The sequence below is a fragment of the Gilliamella apicola genome, assembly GCF_003202655.1.
In the GTDB taxonomy this organism is placed as follows: domain Bacteria; phylum Pseudomonadota; class Gammaproteobacteria; order Enterobacterales; family Orbaceae; genus Gilliamella; species Gilliamella apicola_R.
In genome coordinates this window covers 71,477-95,767 of record NZ_QGLR01000010.1, presented here as the reverse complement: position 1 = coordinate 95,767, position 24,291 = coordinate 71,477, and the positions used below count along the sequence as shown (strand labels likewise).

At 31.4% G+C, this 24,291-nt stretch carries 27 protein-coding genes and 1 pseudogene; 23 read left to right on the top strand and 5 right to left on the bottom strand.

Going from position 1 to position 24,291, the window contains the following annotated elements; genetic code table 11:
* Window positions 1-153 precede the first annotated feature (153 nt).
* The 3 genes from DKK70_RS08640 (at window position 154) to DKK70_RS08630 (ending at window position 3,118) form a co-directional block, all read left to right on the top strand.
* Window positions 154-744: a DUF4291 domain-containing protein gene (locus tag DKK70_RS08640; protein WP_110433640.1), complete on the top strand. Its 591-nt coding sequence runs from the start codon at window positions 154-156 to the stop codon at window positions 742-744.
* Between the two features lie 290 nt (window positions 745-1,034).
* Window positions 1,035-1,976 carry a zinc-dependent alcohol dehydrogenase family protein gene (locus DKK70_RS08635; RefSeq protein ID WP_110433639.1) on the top strand — a complete coding sequence of 314 codons (942 nt, stop codon included), beginning with the start codon at window positions 1,035-1,037 and terminating at the stop codon, window positions 1,974-1,976.
* A gap of 266 nt (window positions 1,977-2,242) precedes the next feature.
* On the top strand, window positions 2,243-3,118 hold the full coding sequence (locus tag DKK70_RS08630; protein WP_110433638.1) for a DUF4261 domain-containing protein: 876 nt from the start codon (window positions 2,243-2,245) through the stop codon (window positions 3,116-3,118).
* Between the two features lie 86 nt (window positions 3,119-3,204).
* Here DKK70_RS08630 and DKK70_RS08625 read toward each other — a convergent pair whose 3' ends face one another.
* From DKK70_RS08625 to DKK70_RS08615, 3 genes are all read right to left on the bottom strand, one after another.
* On the bottom strand, window positions 3,205-3,621 hold the full coding sequence (locus DKK70_RS08625) for a DoxX family protein (protein ID WP_110433637.1): 417 nt from the start codon (window positions 3,619-3,621) through the stop codon (window positions 3,205-3,207).
* A gap of 253 nt (window positions 3,622-3,874) precedes the next feature.
* Window positions 3,875-4,708 (bottom strand): phosphoenolpyruvate hydrolase family protein, encoded by an 834-nt coding sequence (locus DKK70_RS08620; protein WP_110433636.1) that lies wholly within the window; start codon window positions 4,706-4,708, stop codon window positions 3,875-3,877.
* A 16-nt stretch (window positions 4,709-4,724) separates the two neighbouring features.
* Window positions 4,725-5,936, bottom strand: coding sequence for a Tm-1-like ATP-binding domain-containing protein (locus DKK70_RS08615; protein ID WP_110433635.1), 1,212 nt, complete (start codon window positions 5,934-5,936; stop codon window positions 4,725-4,727).
* A gap of 179 nt (window positions 5,937-6,115) precedes the next feature.
* On the opposite strand from DKK70_RS08615, the gene DKK70_RS08610 reads away from it, so the two are divergent.
* The 3 genes from DKK70_RS08610 to DKK70_RS08600 all read left to right on the top strand — a co-directional run bounded on the left by DKK70_RS08610 (window position 6,116) and on the right by DKK70_RS08600 (window position 9,233).
* Complete coding sequence (locus DKK70_RS08610; RefSeq protein WP_110433634.1) at window positions 6,116-6,772, top strand: TetR/AcrR family transcriptional regulator; 657 nt, start codon at window positions 6,116-6,118, stop codon at window positions 6,770-6,772.
* A gap of 101 nt (window positions 6,773-6,873) precedes the next feature.
* Window positions 6,874-7,713 (top strand): SDR family NAD(P)-dependent oxidoreductase, encoded by an 840-nt coding sequence (locus DKK70_RS08605; RefSeq protein ID WP_110433633.1) that lies wholly within the window; start codon window positions 6,874-6,876, stop codon window positions 7,711-7,713.
* Window positions 7,710-9,233, top strand: coding sequence for an AMP-binding protein (locus tag DKK70_RS08600; protein WP_110433632.1), 1,524 nt, complete (start codon window positions 7,710-7,712; stop codon window positions 9,231-9,233). Before DKK70_RS08605 ends, DKK70_RS08600 begins: the two co-directional genes overlap by 4 nt.
* Before the next feature lie 507 nt (window positions 9,234-9,740).
* Here DKK70_RS08600 and DKK70_RS08595 read toward each other — a convergent pair.
* Together DKK70_RS08595 and crcB are read right to left on the bottom strand one after the other, a co-directional pair.
* Window positions 9,741-10,139 carry a cell division inhibitor SulA gene (locus DKK70_RS08595; protein WP_110433631.1) on the bottom strand — a complete coding sequence of 133 codons (399 nt, stop codon included), beginning with the start codon at window positions 10,137-10,139 and terminating at the stop codon, window positions 9,741-9,743.
* Between the two features lie 106 nt (window positions 10,140-10,245).
* On the bottom strand, window positions 10,246-10,623 hold the full coding sequence (gene crcB, locus DKK70_RS08590) for a fluoride efflux transporter CrcB (RefSeq protein ID WP_065578679.1): 378 nt from the start codon (window positions 10,621-10,623) through the stop codon (window positions 10,246-10,248).
* A gap of 463 nt (window positions 10,624-11,086) precedes the next feature.
* Between crcB and DKK70_RS08585 the strand changes: the two genes are divergently transcribed.
* The 17 genes and pseudogenes from DKK70_RS08585 (at window position 11,087) to hxlB (ending at window position 24,209) form a co-directional block, all read left to right on the top strand.
* Entirely contained in the window at window positions 11,087-12,220 is a 1,134-nt protein-coding gene (locus tag DKK70_RS08585; RefSeq protein ID WP_110433630.1) for a hypothetical protein, read from the top strand.
* A gap of 111 nt (window positions 12,221-12,331) precedes the next feature.
* Window positions 12,332-12,940, top strand: a complete 609-nt coding sequence (locus DKK70_RS08580; RefSeq protein ID WP_110433629.1) for a riboflavin synthase subunit alpha — start codon at window positions 12,332-12,334, stop codon at window positions 12,938-12,940.
* 360 nt (window positions 12,941-13,300) lie between these two features.
* Entirely contained in the window at window positions 13,301-13,777 is a 477-nt protein-coding gene (locus DKK70_RS08575) for a hypothetical protein (protein WP_110433628.1), read from the top strand.
* A gap of 150 nt (window positions 13,778-13,927) precedes the next feature.
* Complete coding sequence (locus DKK70_RS08570) at window positions 13,928-14,167, top strand: hypothetical protein (protein ID WP_181415954.1); 240 nt, start codon at window positions 13,928-13,930, stop codon at window positions 14,165-14,167.
* Window positions 14,168-14,374: 207 nt separating this feature from the next.
* Entirely contained in the window at window positions 14,375-14,851 is a 477-nt protein-coding gene (locus DKK70_RS08565) for a hypothetical protein (RefSeq protein WP_110433626.1), read from the top strand.
* 720 nt (window positions 14,852-15,571) lie between these two features.
* A complete protein-coding gene (locus DKK70_RS08560) occupies window positions 15,572-15,961 on the top strand; it encodes a DUF6896 domain-containing protein (protein WP_110433625.1) in 390 nt (129 codons plus the stop codon).
* Window positions 15,962-16,182: 221 nt separating this feature from the next.
* A pseudogene (locus DKK70_RS17775) lies at window positions 16,183-16,302 on the top strand (hypothetical protein); the annotation flags it as partial.
* Between the two features lie 144 nt (window positions 16,303-16,446).
* The gene (locus DKK70_RS08550) at window positions 16,447-16,659 is read left to right on the top strand and encodes a hypothetical protein (RefSeq protein WP_110433623.1); all 213 of its coding nucleotides are present in this window, start codon (window positions 16,447-16,449) and stop codon (window positions 16,657-16,659) included.
* Window positions 16,660-16,724: 65 nt separating this feature from the next.
* Window positions 16,725-16,955, top strand: coding sequence for a DUF7336 domain-containing protein (locus tag DKK70_RS08545; protein WP_034883657.1), 231 nt, complete (start codon window positions 16,725-16,727; stop codon window positions 16,953-16,955).
* A gap of 27 nt (window positions 16,956-16,982) precedes the next feature.
* Window positions 16,983-17,210: a hypothetical protein gene (locus tag DKK70_RS08540; RefSeq protein WP_110433622.1), complete on the top strand. Its 228-nt coding sequence runs from the start codon at window positions 16,983-16,985 to the stop codon at window positions 17,208-17,210.
* 1,086 nt (window positions 17,211-18,296) lie between these two features.
* Window positions 18,297-20,273, top strand: coding sequence for a BglG family transcription antiterminator (locus tag DKK70_RS08535; protein ID WP_110433621.1), 1,977 nt, complete (start codon window positions 18,297-18,299; stop codon window positions 20,271-20,273).
* On the top strand, window positions 20,263-20,718 hold the full coding sequence (locus DKK70_RS08530) for a PTS sugar transporter subunit IIA (RefSeq protein WP_110433620.1): 456 nt from the start codon (window positions 20,263-20,265) through the stop codon (window positions 20,716-20,718). Before DKK70_RS08535 ends, DKK70_RS08530 begins: the two co-directional genes overlap by 11 nt.
* A 29-nt stretch (window positions 20,719-20,747) precedes the next feature.
* Entirely contained in the window at window positions 20,748-22,085 is a 1,338-nt protein-coding gene (locus DKK70_RS08525) for a PTS galactitol transporter subunit IIC (RefSeq protein ID WP_110433619.1), read from the top strand.
* Window positions 22,086-22,099: 14 nt separating this feature from the next.
* On the top strand, window positions 22,100-22,384 hold the full coding sequence (locus DKK70_RS08520) for a PTS sugar transporter subunit IIB (RefSeq protein ID WP_034883652.1): 285 nt from the start codon (window positions 22,100-22,102) through the stop codon (window positions 22,382-22,384).
* Window positions 22,385-22,480: 96 nt separating this feature from the next.
* The gene (locus DKK70_RS08515) at window positions 22,481-22,996 is read left to right on the top strand and encodes a YjbQ family protein (RefSeq protein WP_110433618.1); all 516 of its coding nucleotides are present in this window, start codon (window positions 22,481-22,483) and stop codon (window positions 22,994-22,996) included.
* A gap of 15 nt (window positions 22,997-23,011) precedes the next feature.
* Complete coding sequence (rpe, locus tag DKK70_RS08510) at window positions 23,012-23,662, top strand: ribulose-phosphate 3-epimerase (RefSeq protein ID WP_181415953.1); 651 nt, start codon at window positions 23,012-23,014, stop codon at window positions 23,660-23,662.
* Window positions 23,663-23,672: 10 nt separating this feature from the next.
* Window positions 23,673-24,209 (top strand): 6-phospho-3-hexuloisomerase, encoded by a 537-nt coding sequence (gene hxlB, locus DKK70_RS08505; protein WP_110433616.1) that lies wholly within the window; start codon window positions 23,673-23,675, stop codon window positions 24,207-24,209.
* The last annotated feature ends 82 nt before the right edge of the window (window positions 24,210-24,291 follow it).

The following is a 24,291-nucleotide window of genomic DNA, read 5'->3' as shown; positions in this document are numbered from 1 at the left end:
AAGAGAATTATATTAGCGTTCGAATATTTTAGGTATCAAATCATAGCTTTGCTTCTATAACCGATTATGAGTATCTATCACGATCGTTTGCTACGTTTGCCTGTTGCAGGTCATAAAAAAGTAGGGTGATGGAAATATTTTGCGAGGAATTGCATGAAAGAAAGAGAAATAAGAGCAGTATTTGATGAAGAAACAATAACAGTTTATCAAGCATACAGAAAAGAGATAGCTTTATCGGCAATAAAAGCTCAAACATTTGTGCCACCATTTAAAATAGAGAGAATGACATGGATTAAACCTTCTTTTCTTTGGATGATGTATCGATCAGGATGGGCACAAAAAGAGGGACAAGAGCATATTTTAGCTATTAAATTAAAACGTGAAGGTTTTGAATGGGCTTTAAAGCGGGCATGTTTATCCACTTTCAACGATTCTGTTTATCGCGATTATACAATTTGGCAAGAACAATTAAGCCAGACTCCTGTGCGTGTACAATGGGATCCAGAAAAAAATATTCGACTTGAGAACTTGGATTTCAAATCTATACAAATTGGTTTAAAAAATGAAGCGGTTAAAAAGTATGTTGAAGATTGGATTATTCAAATTGACGACATTACTGACTATGCAAAGACAATTCATCAATTTATTCTTAATAATCAAATAGAAAAAGCAAGTAAAATGCTACCTATTGAAAAAATTTATCCTTTACCGGATCCAATAAAGCGTATAATAAATGCTGATTAAAATTAATTAGTTATCTAATTGTTGAATTTTTTAGGATTGAAATTATGCCATTTTTAATGGTAATGAATGTTGATTATATGATTTAAGTTTTGTTTATATAGGAGTGTATTGGTAATTAACGATAACTTTTTTAAATTAATGAATATTAAATCAGTAAATGATATATACATCAAATTTAAGTGAAATTTAAAAAAGTCATTTTTTGAATCATTAAAATGAGTAAAATAAAATGACTAAATGATAAAAATTTCAATGAAAAAAACAACGACCTTTAATATGGATATAGATAATTGAATCGAGCATTATTTTATAGAAAATTTGGACGACCAGAACAAGTATTGACGCTTGAATGTTTAAATAAATTAACTATAAAAGAGAACTGTATTAGAGTTCAAATGTTATATGCACCCATCAATGCTTCCGATCTTATTCCAATTACTGGCGCTTATCAGCATCGTATCACTCTGCCACAAATTGCGGGTTATGAAGGGATAGGTAAAGTCATTCAAGCGCCAAAATCTTACCAGCAACTTATTGGCAAACGAGTTTTACCGTTAAGAGGTGAGGGTACTTGGCAATCTTTGGTTGATTCACCAGCCGAGTATGCTGTTCCCGTTCCCGATTATATTGAAGATAAGATTGCAGCACGAGCATATATTAACCCTGTTGCAGCATGGCTGATGATTAAACAGTTTTCACCCAAAGGAAAGCATATTCTTGTTACAGCGGCAGGTAGTGATTGTGCAAAATTACTATGCAAATTGGCAATAAAATTTGCAGCTTTATCTGTTACAGTTATCTGTCGTTCTGATAATCATGCGCAATATTATAATAAATATGCAATCAAACATATAAAGCAAGATGATAAGCAAATTATCGAATATTTTGCTAGACAAGCTGATATTGTTTTTGACGCTGTTGGTGGCAAGCTTGCGGAAACAATTTTGGATCATATGCCTGATTCAAGTGAATTTATCTCTTATGGTCTGCTTTCTGGTACTTTTTTTCAACCTAAAAAGCGATTACCTAAAGTTCATTGGTTTCATATTCGCCACTATTTAAAGCAAATAAGTCAACATCAATGGCTAAAGATGTTTGATGATATATGGCCCATACTAGATACAAATGATTTAAATGTAGCAAATTTATTTGCATTTAATGATTGGCAAGCGGCGATAAAAACTTATCGACAACCCTATAGAAACAATAAACCATTATTAGCATTTGGTTAAACCTTTGATGTTTCAATATTTATTAGTTAAGAGTATTTAAATATTTATGCTATTTACCCAAGTCGCAAATTATTACCACTTAGGAATCGATGCTTAATTGATTTTTTAATTATTGAATTAAAAAGTTTACAATGGTAAAAAATAATAAATAAAATATTTACTTAATATAGGTAAGTAGATATTATTGGTTCAGTTTTATAGTTTCAATTACTATAAAATGCACTAAATTTGATTTAATTTAAAATAGTTGTAATAAGGAATATAAAATGGGTTTATTTTCTCGTTTTTTTGGCAAAAAAACAGAAGCAAAACAGATGGATAGTTCGATTGTTCCAAATCCTGATATTGATAGTGCCGCTAGCTTAAGTATTGTGTTTAAAGGTGAACTTAATATTGATAATGATAAATTATTAACCAAACTTAAATCGATTGATCCGACTATAAAGGATATCCGATATGAAATACCGTATGGACAACTTGAAGCGGGCATCTGTATTTTAGTGAGTTGGGGAAAACATATTATTAGAATAATTGGTCTCAATGCGCCTTATCCTAAAGATGTATTAGAATTATGTGTTGCTCCAGCTAGTTATAGTCAGGAAATAAAACAACAAGTTTATGAAAGTGATAGTCATTTGTTATTATATTATGTCGGCTATGACCAAGATGTATTAGAGCAGTACTTAGCTTTAACACGTTTAGCGGCATGCTTTGAACAATTTAATGCATTAGCGGTAATTAATGAGAGTGCACATACTTCATTGCCAGTTAGCACTATTCATGGAATGGTTACGGAAAAAGATGGTTTAACCACTTTAGGGCAATGTTTACCTATATTGTTTTGTGGTTTTGTAAAATATGAAATAGAAAATACTAAAGGGATTTGGATGCGTACTTATGGCGCGCATATATTTGGTTTACCTAATTTTGCTGCATTAGCCAATAGTTATGAGGAAAGTGGCTATTATTTTGATATGTTTAATAATATTTTAAATTATTTACGCCAAAGTCAAGCGACAATGAAACCTGGTGATACGATGGAGATGGGTGATAATCGTATGATGTCACTGCGAGCCCCACAAGATGACGAATATTTCTTAAAAGATGAAGGTGATCTTCTAGTCATTGAAATTAATAACTAATTTTCATATTATCAAGTAGTTATAATATCAAAGTTTTAGGAAAGGTAATTCATCGTTTGCTTTTACCTTCCCTAAAATTTAACCTATTAATGATCTAATGAGTGTTGATACTTTTTGTCTGATAAAACAGAAAATCGACCGGTATCTAAGAGTGCAAGACTAAATGCGGTTAAAGACATAAATGCTGGATACTCCCAACCCCCCCCCGGATTAGTAAATGACCAACCATTAGCCCAATGTACAATGGTTATTATTGCTAGTTGAAAGAAAGCAATTAATGCAACCGCACGGGTTAAAATACCTAATAATAACAGTGCACCACCGCCAATTTCAAAAGTGATAACAATATAAGAAAAGAAACCAGGAAAACCAAGAGTATGAAAATACTCAGCAGTTCCTTCAGGGGTTAAAACAAGTAATTTGGTAAAACCATGGGCCAAAAACATCATACCTAAAGCAATACGTAATACAAATGAAGCTACATCAGTTTGATATTCTTTCATATTGTGTTTCCTATATTATGTTAGCAAAATACTAATTATAAAAAAATCATATAGATCTATTACAAAAGCTATTACTTATTTGAAACATAGGATATTGCGTGTGCGATTGTCTCACAATTAGCAATTAATAGTAAAGTAACATAAAATTAACTTCAGTTTTATAACGATATTTATTTACTAAATGGTACAGCTAATTGAAGATAGGTTAAAAAATAGCAGTACGACATTGAATTGTCGCACTGTTATTGCTTACTTATTGTTGGTGTTTGATAGATTTAAATTTTTCTGTCGTTTGTTTAAGAGCAGTTTCGGTTGGCAAACGTTCCATTGAACTTGCACCATAGAAACCATTACAATCAGGACAATTTTGTAAAATATATTCTGCGTCTTCTGGTGTTGAAATAGGTCCGCCATGGCAAAGTATAATAATATCTGGACGAATCGCTTTAGCTGCTTTGGCCCATTGATTGATTAAAGGAACACAATCTGTAAGTTTCAAAGCAGTTTGAGCGCCAATGCTACCGCCAGTGGTTAAGCCCATATGTGGAACTAAAATATCCGCACCTGCTTTGGTCATGTCAATAGCATCTTGTTCACTAAATACATATGGTGTCGTTAGCAGATCTTTTTCATGTGCTTTGCGAATCATCTCAACTTCTAACGCATAGCCCATACCCGTTTCTTCAAGATTAGCTCTAAAATTACCATCAATTAAACCGACAGTAGGGAAGTTTTGTACGCCAGCAAATCCGGTAGCTTTAATTTGATCTAAGAACTGGTCAAATTGGCAGAAAGGGTCGGTGCCATTGACGCCAGCTAACACAGGAGTATGTTTTACAACCGGTAATACTTCTTTTGCCATATCCATAACAATTTCATTGGCATTGCCATAAGCTAATAAGCCTGCAAGTGATCCACGACCCGCCATACGATAGCGACCAGAATTGTAAATTACAATCAGATCAATACCACCAGCTTCTTCACATTTCGCCGATAATCCTGTACCAGCTCCTCCACCTATGATTGGTTGGCCTTTAGCAATCATATCATGGAATTTTTTTAATAATTGAGCACGTTTACTACTCATAATTTTCTCCATTACTTTATTTAATTATATTTTTAAATTCGTTAATAACTAAATTACAAAATTCTGGTGAATTAATATGATGCGAAGTTTTTATTAATCGTCGTTTTTCAGTTTGCATAAAGACTTTTTCAAACTCATCTATGAAAGCTTGATCTGCTTGTGGTGACTCAAAAGGCCCATTTTCAATATCAAGTGCAGAAAATCCACCTTCAGGAATAATAAAAACTACTTCACCTTGACATTTATTTAGTTTAGTAGCGATCCAATTTGCCATGATTTTATTTTCTTCTGGCGTGGTTCTCATTAAAGTAACTTGTGGATTATGAGGATAAAACAGACGATCTCGATATTTTTCTGGAATAGTATCCGGACTACCGAAATTAACCATATCAAGGGCGCCACATGATCCGATATATGGAACTTGACTTCTTGCGATGGCTTCAAATCGGTCATCGTCACAAGCAAGCACTCCATCAAACAGATGATCACAAACTTCCGTTGTAGTAATATCAAGTACACCTTTTAAGAGATGGCTATCAGCTAATTTTTCCATTGCTTTACCGCCACTACCCGTTGCATGAAAAACTAAACAATCATATTTATCATTTAATTTTGCTGAAAGTGATTGAACACACGGAGTAGTAACACCGAACATGGTTAATCCAATTGCTGGTTTATCTTCGACTTGTTCTTGGGTTTTAAATAACACTGAACCTGCAATAGCATTAGCTGCATTGGAGAGTACTTTTCTTGATATAACATTTACGCCAGCAATATCGGTAACGGAATAGAGCATCGCAATATCGCTTGCACCAATATATCCTGATATATCACCTGAAGCCATGGTTGAAACCATCAACTTTGGTACGCCAATAGGCAGTGCTTGCATAGCTGGAGTGATTAATGCGGTACCACCCGAGCCACCTAAACCGAGGATAGCGTCAACATCATTTTGCGCTATTAAAAATTGTTTAAATGCATTAGCCATTGCAACGATAGCCGTTCCTCTATCGGTGGCAAAAACAGCTTTTTCACCCTCGGGATGATATTTAGCAACAGTGCTAGCGCTAATATCAGCAATGTGATTAAAAGAATGTGGTTGTTTAGTAGAGATATCAACTATTTTACTGTTAAGATTTTGTCGATTCAGTAAATGTTTGATAAAAACAACTTCCTCTCCTTTTGTGTCTAGTGTAGCGACCAAGTAAATCAATTTATGCGATACCATTCATTTTTCCTTAACAGATAAAATAGAACTAATACTCTAATTTAAATTGTAAACAACTACATTGTTAATTATATGCTAAAAATGAGATTTAAGTCTCATTATTTTTAAGTTTTTTTAAAAATTTAGTTATTTTCATAAAAGATGTATAATATACAGACATTTATATAAAAAATAACACTATGAATATAAATAATTCATCAAGCGTGAAAAAGTACACTGGTGCAAAAAAACGCACTTATGATAAGCTAATTAATGTTGCTATCGAGGCTTTAGAACACGGTAAAGATATATCCATTACTCAATTATCAGATATATGTGGTATTTCCAGAGCAACAGCTTATCGTTACTTTCCAACCAAAAGTGATTTGATATCAGCAGTGGTGGAACAATCTCTTGGCCCTATATTTTTCTGGACATCCGATAAAGAAAAAGTTGAAGATCGAATAAATGACTTTTTAGTATTTGCGTTTCCGCAAATGTTAAAACATGAAGGAGTATTACGTGCGGCACTAAGACTTTCATTGCAACAATGGGCGATGGAACGCTCAAAAATTGTCGAACAATCACAAAAACTCGTTCGTGGTAATCGTAAAGAGATTCTGTCTAGATTATTACAGCCACTCAAGCAGCAATTACCTGAAGAGATCTATAATAATGTTATATACTCAATCTCGATTATATATGGTTCTGAAATTTTTATGGTATTGAAAGATATTTGGAACTTAGAAAACCAGCAAGTCATCACACTGGTGCAATGGATAGCTAAAGCTATCATTAACCAAGCCAAAGAAGATGCCCAAATGGAACTTACCGATGAGATACTCAAAATTGGTTAATTGCGAACAAAACATACAACACCATCGATTAAACTTAATATGTTGTTTTTTTTGATAACTGTTTTAAACTAGTAGAATATTTAGTTTTAATCGAACAATAAATGGCTGTCTTAACTAATTTCCTTAATAAAATTCTTTTTCCGATAATTAAACCAGATTTTCAAAAACTCGAAGAACAGTTATCTAAAAAAACGATTATTATTACTGGAGCAAGCTATGGAATAGGTGAATCACTTTGCAAACTCATCGCTAACATTGATTGCCATCTTATTTTAGTCGCCAGAACAAAAGAGAAATTAGAAGAGATCCAAATATCTTTATCTAGCCAAAAAGCAACCATTCAACTCTATGCAGCTGATCTGCGTGATGTTAACCAATTAGATAACTTTTTAAATTTTATTCAATCCTATCACATTGATATTTTTGTTAATAATGCCGGGATATCGATTTGTCGATCAATTATGCAATCGCTTGATCGTCGGCATGATTATGAGAGAACGATCAAATTAAACTATTTGGCACCAGTGAGCTTATGCTTAGCATTGATACCTAAATTGGCACAATCACACGGACAAATTATAAATGTTTCGGCAATTAATGTTTTGTTAGCTCCAACCGTAAATTGGGCGGCTTATCAAGCATCAAAAACAGCGTTTGATCAGTGGTTACAATGTGCAACACCAGAACTTAGAAATCAAAATATCCATGTCTCAACAGCCTATTTACCGTTAGTTAAAACGCGTATGATTTTGCCAACAAAGGCTTATCAAAATTTTCCAGCATTAACACCAGTTCAAGCCGCAACCATCATCTGTCGTTTACTACAAACTAAAAAACGCCAGTATAAACCATGGTGGATAATTATAGGACAAATAACATCAGTGTTGTTTTCTGGAATCTGGCTTAAATTAACTACATACTATATAAAGCATAAGAAATGATTAATATTATTCTAGCACTTATTAAAACGAAATTATTAACCTTTAAAGGAATATGGTTGCTATTAAAAAGTATACCAACTGTCGGCATGAATTTAATGGCTTTACTTTATATTCGTCACCAACTATGTCCGCAACAGATAGCTATTAACGAAAATGGTAACGAACTTGATTATCAGACGCTCTATAATCAAGTTCAACATCTAGCAAAGCAATTAGCAGCTTACTGTAATATCCAACCAGGTCAAAAAATTGCCATGATGGCTAATAATCATTCACTTCTAATACAAACGCTTTTTGCGTTGGCAAGATTAGGTGCAGATATCTATCTAATTAACACTGAACTATCGTCTGAGCAGCTTAAAAATATCAATCATAATATCGATTTTGATTTAATAATATATGGTCCAGAAGTATCAGAAATTGCCTCTTCACTGGCAATCAGCAAGATAGCAACATTACATGATAATCAAGTTTGCATCAGTTCACTTTTAAAGAGCCCATTGCGTAATCAAACAATAAAACTTAAAGTGACGCACTTTTCAAAAATTACCGTCCTAACCAGTGGTACGACACAACGCTTTAAGCTAGCCACACGAAAAAGCCATGCGCAAAATTTTATCACTCCTTTTTGTCAGTTATTAATTAAACTCAAACTTAGCCATTACAATAAAGTGTATATAGCAACGCCTATATATCATGGCTTTGGTCTGGCAACGTTATGTTTCTCTACGTTATTAGGGGCAACGATATTTATTACCAAGCGTTTTCAAACGCAAATTGCCTGTAATATGATTGCGAAATATCAGATTGAAGTTGTTACGCTGGTTCCTTTGATGCTCTCACGCATGATAAATCATTCTGAACAGCAACTTAGGAGCTTACGTTGTATCATTACTGGTGGTGCGCCAATCACTATAACCTTAGTTAACAGAGTCTTAAATCAATTGGGTAAAGTGTTATTTAATTTATATGGCACATCTGAAGCCGGAGTATGCATGATTGCGACACCTGATGATTTAAGTAAAAATCCGACAACAATCGGCAAACCAATAAAAGGGTTGAGAACTAAGCTTATTTCCCCAAATCATACTACACCTGGAACTAATGAACTTTTTATAAAGTGTGCATGGTCAATTGCAGGAAAAGATTGGATAGCCACAGGCGATTTAGCTGAAAAAGATAATCAAGGTTACTATTATTTAAAAGGGCGGGTTGACGATATGATAGTATCAGGCGGCGAAAATGTTTATCCTTTTGAAATCGAAAATCATTTATTAAAACATGAAGAGATTAAAGAAGTAGCGATTATTTGTGTTGATGATGAAGAATTTGGCCAACGATTTATTGCTTTTATTGTTTTAACACCAAAATCTATGCAAACAGAATCAACAATTCTAACTTGGTTAAGAGCTAAAGTTGCACGTTTTCAACTGCCGAAAAAAATATATATTATTGACGAATTTCCAATGACTGGTATTGGCAAGATCGACAGAAAAAAATTAAAACAATTAATCGAGTAAAGCCGTTGTTAGATCATCAAATGTATTAAACATAATTCTTAATATTTTTAAACTAGTTAATAGTATGTTATTAAAAGATAAGTACACCTTTTAGCAAGTGTTGCCCAAAAGGGTTTATCAGTTTTTTCAACTAAAAAAACGGATTTATTAGGGTCGTATCGAAGCTACTTTGAATTAGGCTGATTGTTTTAGCATGATTATCTTTTGTGTGAAATTGTTCTTGCGATAAAGAATTTATTTTCAAGAATTTTCTAAAACCTATAAAAGCGTTATAACATCAATATTCATTTTATTCGCTGAAATGATCTGTATGATTTCATCAAGACTTGCAAATCAATAGGTTAGGGTGGCAAGAATGATGAATTTAGGATGAGTAATCAACTGTTTTTTAAACAGTTTTTTAATTTGTTTTATAAATAATAAATAATTAAAAAAGACACTGCCATGTAAGGTAGTGTCTTTATTTGAAGTTAATTAGATAATTAACTTGTTATCATAACTATTCTCTTAATGATACTGAATTGGTGATTGATTTTGTTCGTCATCAACTAAAACTAAACAAGTATCACTGGTTAATACCGCTTGTTGTAAACGCTGTTTCGCTTGCTCATTAAGCCCATTAATGCAAGCAACTATATAACTACAAGTTTTATTTTGTAATGCTTTTTCAATAGTCGAGACTAAATTCTCTTTATTTAAATGAGTTAAATGAACGACTTTCTGTTTATCAAGTCCTGCAATATTTATCCATGAGCGTTTTAGCATCGGTCGATCTGACAACCACAATTGCCATTTCTTTTCTTTGTTAAATGAACGTAATAAAGGCCGCTGTTGTTGTAACACCTGTTGAAAGGGTGTTTCAAAATTGATAGCCATAAGTTGTGGTGAAGAATGTTCAATAAGCATAATAACTCCAATGCTGTTGATTTACACAGTGTATATTAATACAGTGGTTTGGGGTTGTAAATACTCTCTATAAGCATTTTTATCTTATCTGCGAGAAAAACTATCTTTATGAACGAAAATATTGATAGGTCAAAATCCCTAAAAATGTCATTAGAACTGATCCGGCGACATGAATAGCAATAGTTGTTAATCCCCAACCAATACGGCCTTCTTGTAGAAAGTTAACTATCTCCGCCGAAAAAGTGGAAAAGGTCGATAATCCACCGCAAAAACCAGTGATCACTAATAATCGCCACTCAGCAGATAAGTTTGAATGATTAAAAAAAGCTATTGCAAAGCCAATAATATAACCCGCAATCAGATTAGATAGTAATGTTCCTAATGGAATCGCAAAGGCAATAATATTTAATTTAAGTGACAGAAACCACCGCAATAAACCACCGGCAACTGAACCTACCGATATAGCTAAAATAAGTTTTAACATGTAAAATCCTTAAAAATAGGGTACATTTTTATTCAATTTATTTTTTATGGTTAATGGCAACGAATGATAACTATAACCGAGACAAAAAGAAAATGCATATCTTTTGTTGCAGCATCATTTTGGATTTAAAAATTCGACAGCTTATATTCGAATTTTACTCTTAACTTTAGAAAAATCATTTAATAAAGAAATTATGAATCTATTACATAAAGTGGTTATACATATAATTTTTTATATAAACATGTTTGTTAAGTAGGGTTATTTTGTTTACTTCTTACCATTTATTATATGAATTATTGCTATTAATAATGAAACTTATACAATTGATAAAATAATTGACAAAGCTTTGAACTACAATTAAAACCTGATGTAAAAACTAAAATAAGATCAAATGATTAAAGTTAGTTTAATTTTAAAACTTAACAAATTGAATTAGAAAACAATAACAGGAAAAATCATAATTATGCTACCAAAAACGGATATACCTTTTAACACGCAATATCAGCAAACTGCTTTAGGGCCAATGATTATTTTAAAATCACCTTATGGTATTTCTTCTCCGCACGCCATTAGTTATCAAAATAAAACAATCATTTCTTGCAACTACTATACCAGTTCTGATGGTTATCGTTATGGTTATAGTTATAAAGTGATTTATATTATGCTTGACAGTGATTTACAAAATTATACATCCTATATAGAATCTGATGGTTATTTGCCAACATTTTTTATTAACCCAGATGGAAAATTGTATACTTCTATTGAGGTTGATCATCCTGATAAATACGGTTTAATCACCATGCTTCCTTGTTTTGAACGCGATAATATTACTTATCCAAAACCTAAAAAAATGCTACCTAGTTATTATATTGGTATTTTCCATAATTTTGCCATGTTTAAGTATGTTAATATTTTTTCAACCAAACAGTTGGATAAATTGGTTGCGGTTGAATTTAAAGACGGTGAGTTAAAAAAAACCTATACTTCAAAAATTCCTTTACCAAAATATAATGTATTTAGTATAAATAATGACAATCAACAAATTCATATCATTGCGCAAGATGAAGAAAACTGTTGGCTACATCGTAAAATCGATGAAAAAGGTAAAGTATTACAATCAAGGAGTATTGATATAACCTGTGATCATTATCCCTCTTGTATTTTAAACTTAAGTTTTGAAGAATCATCATATGTTGTAAGTTATGGCGAAGATGGAATTTTTTATCTAATTACTATTACCTCACAAGGTGAGGCGATACGAGATAAGTTATTTGATATAAATTGTTGTATATATTCAGTATGGGAACCGGTAAAAATTGCCAATGAAATATTTGTGATTTATTTTACCACAGAAAGGGGGAACGGTTGGATAACCTTGCGGAACAATAAAGTGATAGAAGCATTCCAACAACAGCAAGCTGGCAAATTTAATAATTTACTTACTAATGAAAATATCGTATTAGCTAAAGAAAAATTGATTATTTCTGATGTGATTTCCTGCCAAAACAATAGTTATACAATTGTGTTTTATGGTGATCAACAAGATAGTAGTAAAAATAATACAACTTTGTTTATTTTAAACAGAACGCTTATTTGAATCTGTTTTTTAAGTTGATATCAGGGTTAGGTAAATTTGCTTAATGATAGATAATTACCTAATGATTAAGTAAAATAGAAGCTTATATTCGTTTAATTTAAGGAATAAAGTATGTTTACAGGTATTGTTCAGGGTGTAGGTAAAATTATTGATATCATCGATCAAGATAAATTACGAACTTATCAAGTCAAACTGCCACATCATTTAATCAATAATATTGAAATTGGTGCATCAATAGCGAATGATGGCTGTTGCTTAACCGTAACAGGGATTGAAAATGATTGTGTAACTTTTGATATTATGCAAGAAACATTAGCTTTAACAACTCTCGGTAGTAAAAAGTTAAATGATTTGGTAAATATTGAACGAAGTGCTAAATACGGTGATGAAATTGGTGGTCATGTAATGTCTGGTCATGTCTCTTGCCGAGCCACCATTATTGACATCCAGAAAACAGCAACCAACTGTCAAATGACGTTAGCTATGCCAGAAAAATTTATGAAGTATGTTTTATACAAAGGTTTTATTGGTATAGATGGCGCAAGTTTAACCGTGGGAGAAGTCAAAGATAATCAATTTAACATTCATCTAATTCCAGAAACATTAGCGATTACCACTTTAGATTGTAAAAAGATTGGTGATGAGGTAAATATTGAAATTGATTCACAAACGCAAGCTATTGTTGATACGGTTGAAAGGGTATTAGCAGCCAAAAAGTAAAGTTAATCAATGACAAATGTTTAAGAGTTAAATAAAAAAATATCATAAAAAAAGCTATAATTGTTCTATTTGTTCTTATTAATTTCATTTCGCTGTTTGCTAGACCAGTAATACCATTGTTATTGAATGTATTGCCAGAAAATATAAGCAATAGATTGAGTAAATTATTTAAAGATATACGGGTTAGTGAAAAACAATTAATTAATATTGAATAAATAAAATTCTGTTTTAATGAGTTTTATATGCATTGTAATGTTAGTCGAAAATTATTGAAATAGCATTAAATAATCTTAAACTTCAATCATTCAAATCTAAATAACCATTATCAGAAAAATATAATCACACAATTGAGAAAATATTATGTCGAATGATGTAAGAGGATATATAGATTATATAGAAGATTATAATTTATCAGCCTTAATAATTTTATTAGAAGACAAATATAATATAGGAATAGAAGAAATTGAAAAAGATAAATTGTACAATTTTCCTTCGGCAACAGTAGCAAATAACCAAAGAAAACGATTTATTTTCAACATTGGAGATGATAACGAATATTATTGTGCAAGTTTTTTAATTGATTATATTAATTATGCCCCTGAAGCTGCTATAGGTTTTCCGATAGAAGGCAAAAAGCGTCTAAATATTCTTTTGGATGTTATGTCAGAAATAATTGAAATCACAAAAGCATCCAAAATGGTGATTGCAATAACTGATAGCTGCCAAATAGAAACCATAAAAAAAATAAAATTCGCTGAGATGCGAGATATTATTCATGTTGATTTCACCAAATACCAAGCACCACCTAACACACTTTATGAAATTATCTGCGAATAAACCGATAATCATCTTATTTTTCAGATTTGGAAAATTTTATATAAGGTTAACTAATAATGTTAAATTTATGATAATAATCAATTGGTTAATTTTTAATTAATCATTTCATATAATTAAGTAAAGATGAAATTACTATCATTAAATAAACTTATGTTAGTTGAACGAAATATTATTGTTATGTCTGATACGAATCAAGATGAGGAAATAGAAGATAATGAAAATTTAGTTGGCGCTGTAGATAAATATCTAGTACTAAATTCCAATGAATTAATCAGTTATGGACTAGATAATTATAAGATTGGTGACCATTGCCATATCAAGAATATTAATGATGACTATGTTTTCAAAATGATATATAAAAATATAACTATTGTAGAATTAAGTGAATAACACTCTTTCTTAAAATTATAATACTAATCTATTTCTGTAATTTAAATCATCTGAAAGAAAATAATAATTTTTTATTAGGAGTGCTATTTTGTAAGTTCGACAATCAATTTGTCTCTTTTAGCTGCGTTAATCATAGCTTGCCCAATTATAGTGAACCTAGCTGTCCTGATTAGTTATCTTTAAAGTGTATAGATTAAGGAGTAATAAATGAATAATTATATTTTCGGTTATCTTGCCGAAATTAAATGTAATAACTATAAACAAGTATTGGATGAAATAGCTGGAAAATACGGTATTGGCTTAAAAGAAATACTAACAGAGCAACTATTTCAATTTACAGAAAAGTATTTACCGAATAAAAATCAAACTAATTTCGTGTTTTCAATGAGTGATAGTGCTGAACGAGTTGAAGCTGATTATTTAATAGATTATTTAGATTATGCACCTGAAATGCAATGCAAATTTCCATCGTCAGGAAAAGATCGATTGCTTATTTTAATTGATATATTAAAGGATATGATGATTCAATCAAAGTGCTCCAAACTTGTAATTTCACTAACTGATTCTGGTTATATTTATTCTTATAAAAGTATAGTATTTGCTTATTTATCTGAAATTTTGCTTGATGATTTTGAGAAAAATCAGGGAGTACCTGATACACTTTATGAAATCATCTGTGAGTAGAATTATAATCATGTTATTTTTCATAGCTTGAAAGCTTGGCTTGTAAGATTTTTAGTACTTTGAGATTAGCATATATTGATTGAATCACATATTGACAAATCACTTTAGAATTAAAGTGTTATCTATTTTTATTTGGTCATAAAACGCTGAAATTACCGTTTAAACCTCAAGCACTCTTGCTGCTGCTTTAAAATCGGATCCGAATCATAAAAGATACAGTCGACTTATTAAATTGATATGTAAATTTCAAAAGATCATTATGGATTACATTTTATCAAATGCATATTTTTTAACATGAAGCTCAAATATAAGTGAAGCGTTATAGTATCTTCAATTATTTTTACAAAATTCCATAATATACCAAATCAAAGTATCCATTATCCGGATACAGTAGCCTACCAATTAGAGTGATTACTATTACAGAATATCTCAATTAATCATTTAATTATCAGGGATAATAAGTATCAGGAGAATCTTTTAAAGGTTTGGTTAAAGATATTAAAGATATTAAAGATATTAAAGAAAGTGACTTGGTAAAACCCAATCTTTAAACGAAGTTATTGTTATTGGCAAACGATTATTATTAATAGACATCATGGATCTGCTAAGGCAAAATTAGTTAGGATATAGAATATGTCTATAATTTTGATTAAACCATAAGTAGAGAAAACGTAGCTCAACTTTTTATTTGAATTATAAAAACTAAAATAGGTAATAAAAATGTATGAAAAAATACTTGAATATGTTGAGTTACAGAAAAAGATAACAACTGAATTTAAAAGATTAAATGCAAATTGTTTAGATTTCAGCTATTTATTAGATTTTCCAAAAAAAGGAAAATTTTGTTTAAATAGTGAAGAATGGAGTTTTGTTAAACATGGTTCAGGTTTTAGGTTTATACGTATAGCTCCTTTACCTCGTATAATTATCCATCCTCATGTTTTTCCTTTTGCCTACAAAATAGTTGATGCTTGGCGATTACTACAATTCTGGCAATCGCAGACAGGAGATATCTATGATGAACATGTGATAAGAGCTCAATTAGAAACACTATTTTTAGATAAAATGTTAGAAAAAATAAATCTTAATCAATATCAGATCAAAAATTAATATTGTATTAGTTTTCAATCTTTTCTCGATGACGTAACGTAAATGAGTATAATTGTTGTAACAAATAGCGAATCAAAATTAGAGGCTAATGTTTAAAATTATGCAAATACCAACTTGAAACAAGTTGATGGTAGAACACACCAAATAGTGAAGTTATAGCTTAGTAAAATCCGATAATAGGATGATAGATCATTTATAAAACCTAATTAACCTATAAAGATATAAAAATACAGAAGATATATTATTTATACCATGTTCGTTATGAAGATACTGATGATGAAGATTTTAGGATAATCGGTATTTATAGTTCACGTAAACAGGCTAAATTAGCTATAGAACGAATGAAAAAAAAACCGGGATTTATCGATTTTCCTAATGGATTTCAGATTATTGCTAGTGTACTTAATCGAGCGGAATGGTTAGAAGGTTTTGTGACTTGTTAATATCTAATAGATTAAATACTTTAGATAGCCATGGAGATGAAAATGCAAAAAGTCTATTATTTACATCATACAAGAGATAAAGGTACAGAGGATGAAGATGATAAAAAAATTGGTACCTTTGGTAGTTATCAATTAGCTGAAGAAGTCATAAACAGAATAAAAGATAAACCGGGATTTATTGATTATCCAAATGACTTTTACATTGATGAGTATATCATCGATAAAGATTATTGGACTGATGGTTTTAGTGATTAAAATTTTTAGAGTGTTATTCGGTTGGTTTAGTTTTCTTCTAATTTTATATATATTTGGAAATAAAAATGCAAAAAGTATATTTTTTATACCATGTTCTTTATGAGGATACCGACGATGAAGTAGCTAAAATCATCGGTATTTACAGTTCATATAAGAATGCTGAATTAGCTATGGAGAGAACGAAGAATAAACCAGGATTTATTGATTTTCCTGATGGCTTTCAAATTCTTGAAGATGTACTCAATCGAGATAGTTGGGTAGAAGGTTTTGTAACCTATACATATCCAATAGATTAAATAATATATACAACCATGGAGATGAAAATGCAAAAAGTTTATTATTTACATCATACAAGAGATAAAGGAACAGCGGATGAAGATGATAAAGAAATTGGTACCTATACTAGTTATCAATTAGCCAAAGAGGCTATAAACAGACTAAAAGACAAACCAGGTTTTATTAACTATCCAAATGACTTTTATATTGATGAGTATATCATTGATAAAGATTATTGGACCGATGGCTTTAGTTATGAAAAAGATTTGAAATGATATGTACTAACTTATTAGTCATGGGAACGTAGCAGTTGGTTAAGATTGGCTTTTATACTTTGGATCTGTTTGTATTTTAGGGTTGTAGCCAGTGGTACCTAATCGTTTAATAGACTTCCTTGCCTGAGATTAGCCAGTACCTGATTTACGTTTTAACTAAGATTTAGCCTATTCAAATTAACGTTTTTATCCATTTTCACCTTAATCAAAAAACGGTTTACTAATAATTAATTATCAATAACCGATATAGACTCCTCATTTTTTTTATAAAACTAAGCCTCTAAATCAAATTATCAATTATTTATAAACGCTTGCAACTAATCAGAAAATTTCATCGTTAAAGACAGATATGATATCACTGTCGGTAATATCACTAACAGCAAAGAGGCGGTGACTGTTTTGAAAATTGAAGATCCGACATCAGCAAACTTTGGCTTGATACCGATACTATTTTTTATATTTTTAATTATAACTCTCTAATATATATTCAGAAAATAATCATTTTTTCTTCCCTGATATGGTTATCTTTTAAAAGTACTATTTTATTAAAGTGACTAAAAACATTTTTCAATTTTAATAATGATTTGGTTAAGGAACGTTTATTTCATCATATAATTTAAAATGTTAATACAAATTTTTACTAAAAAACTATACACCGAAGTTGATAAATTCAATGTGAGTGTATTCAAGTTTGATTTAGTTTTAGTCGTTATAAAACAGTACCTTATATCTATTAGACGTTTTTTATCAATATAATAAAAATATTCATAAGTAGAATCCATATTAGCCGGGTAGTTTAGGATTGCTATTTGACAAAATTCTGACTGCAAAATTACTCAAAGTGAATTGGTTAGCCTTAGCTAATGCACTGGATAAATTAATACTTTTCTCATGTTTTTTCTACCATTGGTTGTTTAGTTTAAAAACCTATCACTATGTTTTGTTTGATTTCTACCAAGAAAAGGTCACATTTTTTTCCAGATTAATCTGGAAAAAAATGTAATCGTCTTATTTATTTAACTATTTATACTTTTAATCATTAAGTTATGAATTTATTGCAACAACAGATCTACAAGGAGTTGAGTAATGGAAAGACAGATCAAATTACTTAAACTGCTTTTTAGCCAATCGGAATTTAAACCAGCTGTTTTTTTTAGTTCAAAATTATCAATTTCAACTAAAACTGTCTATGATGATATTGCAAAATTAAATGAGCAGCTAACTACTGTCCCGAATACCGATATTCAAATTGAAAAGTTACCTCGTAAAGGAGTGATGCTAATAGGTGAAAAAAACGATATTGCACCGATTATTAGCTATTTAGAACAGCAAAATAGTCATAGTTATTTCAATAAAAAATCACGACGGTTAAGCCCTGAATACCGTCGCTTAGATATCATCAAACGCTGTTTGCTTAAAAGCGAAACATTATCACTTGAACAGTTATCCGATGACTATTTAGTCAGTAAAACATCATTACACAAAGATATCGAATTTATTAATCGTACTTTTGAACAAGAAAATATCCTGTTAAATGTTACTCATAAGGGAATTTATATTGACGGTAATGAAAACCAAATTCAACGCGCGATTAAACACTTTTTATCTTTGTATATTCACAAACAAGATGATCATTATTTAAAGCAATTAATGAAATCTTTTATTGGCGATGACTCATATGAACAAATAACTCAATTATTATTAGACCGATTTGAATCGGTAGTTGCTCAATCTTCTGAACATTATTTATCTTCTTTACTGATTTCTATTGCCATACAACTTAAAAGATTGCGTTTAGGCTTTTCAATTCCTGAAGAAGATGATTTTTTATTTAATCATATCCGATATATGCAATCCTATTTGATTGCCTCGGAATTAGCTAAAACATTAGAAGCCAATTTTCAAGTCGGGTTTTCGACCAATGATATTAAATATCTGAGCAAATTATTTTTTGCTCATCGAATTATTGATGAAAACGCCATTGTTGATGATAGTTTTTATGAGGAAATTATTCGTAGGATCATCAAAAAAATAGGTGATATTGAGAGTGTCGATTTGTCGGCTGATAGCAAGTTGTTTCACTCATTATTGTCGCACTTTCCGGCAATGATAACTCGGTTACAAAAGCAGATTCGTATTATTAATCCACTCTTGGATGAAATAAAACAAGAATATTCAAAGTTATTTAGTGTGTTATGGTATGCACTTTCAGACTTAGAACGTAAATTTGATATTCATTTAAATGATCATGAAATCTCATTTTTATTGATTCATTTCCAAATAGCCTTAGATAAAGCCGCTAACGCCAATAACATTGTTATTATTTGCCAATATGGATGTTCATCATCAAATTTAGTCTTAAATAAAGTCCGCAAACTTTTACCATCTAAAGACAATATCGAAGTGTATTCTCTTGCGAAATTAAATCCGACAATGCTAAATAATGTTGATTTGATTATCACTACCCTAAATATTAACAATATCAATAAACCGATTGTCAAAATATCGTCACTATTAAATAAACAAGATTATCAAAATATTATTCAAGCTTATGCAAACTATGTGCTAAATAAACAATCCGATTTTTCAGATAAAGGTAATTATTACCCATCAACTGCCAAATTTATTAATGCCGATCTCATTAAATTAAATGTTGATATTCAGCATAAAAGTGACTGCCTTAATTTGCTGATAAGTAAGTTAGAAGATAAAGGCTTAGTCACTAAAAACTACCGTGACTCAGTTTTATATCGAGAAGAAATCGGTGATACTTCAATCGAAAACGGTATCGCTCTACCGCATGGCTCACCAATGTTTGTTATTAAATCGAGTATTTCAATTATGACCTTAAAACGACCAATAAAATGGGGCGTGATTGATGTCAGCATTATTATTATGGTTAGCCTTTCCGAAAACAATATCAATAGCATTAATGACGTTTTTACCGAAATTTATGAAATTATTTCGAATAAACAAGCAATTTCATCCTTAAAAAATCTTACCAATTTCAAACAACTTAAACAATTTTTGGATAATCAAAGAGGAATCAAGAATGTACTTTGATCAACATTTATGCCTATTTAACATTGAGGCAAAAACCAAAGAAGAGATCTTAACCACAATGGCACAAATGTTATTGTCACATGGCATTGTTAAACAAGATTATTTAACCGGGATTTTAACAAGGGAACAACAATATCCAACCGGTTTATTAATTAATTCAATTGGTTTTGCAATTCCACACACCGATTCCACCAAAGTGAATCAATCACAAATTTGCTTTGCCTCGTTAAAGAACCCCGTCATTTTTTCAGGTATGACTGATGATAAAGAACAGATACCGGTCAAATTCATTTTCATGTTAGCAATGAAAGAGCCTCATGAACAAGTTGAGAATTTACAAAATTTAATCGGCTTATTTCAAAATGAGGAGCAAATAAAATTATTAGAACAGTGTCAATCAATTAACCAATTTATCTCTATTTTAAATAGCGCAGGCGTTAAATAGGCTAGATTATTTTTATCAAGGAGTTACAAATGGATAGTGTCATTAATATTTTTCAATGGCTAATAAATTTAGGTGGGGTAGTGTTTTTACCTATCATCATTTTTATTATCGCTCTGTTTTTTCGAGTTAGCGTTTCCAAAGCGATGATGTCAGGTATTACCGTCGGTATCGGTATTGTCGGTCTCGGTTTAGTTATTGGTTTATTATCTGATACGTTAGGTGTTGCCATCCAAAAAATGGGTGAACAATACGGAATGTCATTAAGTATCATGGATATTGGTTGTGGAGTAGGAGGGCCATTAGCATTCTCTACTACCTTAGGTTTATTACTGATTCCTGTTTCATTAATTATCAACTTTTTATTTATCTCACTTGGTTGGACTCGAACTTTAAATGTCGATATCTGGAACTTCTGGTTTGCTATCTTCCTCGGTTTAGTGGCATATTCAGTAACAGGTGAATATTGGGTGGGTATTATTGGTTGTATCACTGCGGTAATGTTGCAGTGGTTTTTAGCTGATCTATTACAAAAACCAATTAGTTCATTCTTTGGATATCCGGGGATTGCCGTTACTCACCTTATGGCGTTATCAGGAGCAATTGTCGCCATACCGTTAAATTGGCTATTTGATCGTATTCCAGGTTTAAATAAATTAAATGCCGATTCAGAAACCTTAACCAAACGATTTGGGATTTTCGGCGATACCGTGGTAATTGGTTTAATCATCGGTATTGTCGTTGGTATCTTAGCCAATTACGATGTTCCACAAATTGGTAAATTAGCGATTTCAACTGCGGCAATCATGAAAATTATGCCCAAAATGGTTGCTATGTTTATGGAAGGTTTACTGCCAGTTGCTGATGCTGCACGTGAATTTACCAGTAAAAAACTCAATGGTAAACAAGTTAACATCGGTATGGATGCGGCGTTAACCGTTGGTCATCCTGCGGTAATGGCAACTGCACTTATTATGGTGCCAGTATCACTATTATTAGCCTTAATTTTACCGGGCAACAAAGTGCTACCTTTTGGTGATTTAGCATTCTATGCCTTTGGCATCTGCTTAATGGTACCATTTTTCAAAGGGAATATTATCCGTTCAATTTTAGGTGGCACCATCTATTTGGTCGTCTGCTTATATATGGCAACATGGCTTGCTCCAGTTATTACTGATGTATTCCATTTGGCTAATTACGATGTGGGTACTGCTGGGATTGTTACCGTAATCCTATGTGGATTATGGCCGGTAACCTTATTTGTACTGTTATTAACTCACCTTGGTTTTATTGGTTTAATTGGTTTGGCGCTGGTCATTCTTTGCTTGCTTATCTATATCAACAAAATCAAAAAAATTGAAATGTATTAAAAGGACATAATCATATGAAAAATTTACTTATCATGTGTGGCGCAGGGCATGCAACTTCAACTATCGCAGTAAGCAAAGTGAATAAATGGCTTAGTGATGAAAAATTAACAGATCAGGTAAAAATTTATCAATCTAAGATTGCTGATGAGCTTAACAAAATTGACTCTTATGACGTGGTGGTTAGTACCACTATTGTACCAGACTCAATTAAAGCTAAAGTGATCAATGGATTGCCATTACTTACTGGTGTGGGTTTAAATGAATTTTTTGCTGAATTGAAAAAACGTTTAGCCCTCTAGTTAAAAAACATCATTAATTATTTATAAAATTGCCTCATTTACCTTAATGTATTTCAACAAGAGCGTAAATGAGGTAGTAATAAGGAATAAAGCGATATGAACATTATGCATCATGCTATCGAAATTAATACCGTGGCTGGCAGGCACTCTTATCATGACATTACCGATCAATTAAGACAATTTGTTAAACAGTCTAATATTCAGAATGGTCAATTAACTATCGCCACTACTCATACTACTTGCTCGCTATTTTTTGAAGAATGCATGCACGATACCAATTTTTTTGGTGATGAATTTCTGCAAGTGGATATCAACAATACATTAGAAAAAATTGCTCCACGTATGACCAGCGAAAATCAATATAACTCACCAGGTCCAAAGCATGTTGAATTTGGTTTAAGTCTTAGTGATCCTAATTATCCAGCTGAAAAATGGGTTATGTTAAATACAGATGCTCATATCAAATCATCACTGTTTGGTCATTTTTCAATTGTATTAATTATTAAAGATGGTCAGCCGTTATTAGGGCAGTTAGGACGAATTTATTTTGTCGATTGGGATGCACTACGTGAAAGGAAACGTAATGTTAATTTTATGCTGATGGGTTGTTAATAAAAGGAGATAATTATGATACTCTCTCCATCACTATTTAATTCTGATCTTTATCAGATCAAAGAAACTCTTGAAAATCTGCAAACGTTAGGTATTGGTCAACTACATATTGATGTAATGGATAATCATTATGTACCAAATCTAGGCTTTAATGCTAGCTTTGTTAAAAATCTAAAAGCGCATACTGATTTTATTTTAGATTGCCATCTAATGGTTGAAAGACCTGAATTAGCTATAGTTGATTTTATTGATGCTAAAGCTGATATTATTACCTTTCATTATGAAGCGACAGCGCATCATTCATATATTATTAATAAAATCAAAAATAGTAATATTAAAGTTGGTATAGCCATAAACCCTTGTACACCAGTTGAAAATCTGAAGCTCTTATTACCTCAGGTCGATCAGGTTTTAGTTATGACGGTCAATCCAGGTCAAAAAAATGAAAGTTTTTTACCTTTTACGCTACAAAAAATAGAACAATTAAAAAGTTTAAAGCAAATCGGTAATTACCATTACGATATTCAGGTTGATGGCAATATTAACGATCAAAACATATCTTTATGTGTTACCGCTGGCGCCAATAGTATCGTATCGGGTGGCTTTATCTTTAACAATAATGCGCTTGAAAGCAATATCCAAAGTCTCAAAGCAGCAATCAAATAGGAGCATCATAATGGATACTAAAGAGGTATTATCAAAAATATTGTCTGAAATATCAGCACAAGTAAGTTCTATCAATGAGGAACAAATCAACCAATTTAAAAAAGCCATTATGACTGCAAAACATATTTTTTTAGCAGGAACAGGGCGCTCAGGGTTGATGATTAGTGCATTTGCTAATCGATTAATGCATTTGGGGTTTGATGTTAGCTTGATAACTGAAATTAGTAAGCCGAAAGCAAATTTAGGTGATTTATTAATTTTAGGATCGAATTCAGGTGAAACTCAAAGCTTGATTGCTTATGCCCATCAAGCAAAAGCGCTCGGTGTAAAAATAATATTATTTACCACCAATAGCAACTCTAGCTTAGCCAAATTAGCTGATAATATTGTGGCTATTCCAATAAAAGTGTTTGAACTAAATCAACCGATGGGCAGTACTTTTGAACAACTATCATTACTTACTTATGACAGCATTATTTACAGCCTAATGACCGAATTGCAACAGACGCCTGAATTAATGAAAAGTCGTCATGCTAATATCGAATAAAGTGCTAACTAGACTAATAAAGCTAAAATTAAATAAAACTTGTTATTGTCGTCCGGAGGCATGATAGGGCAGATGCCTATTT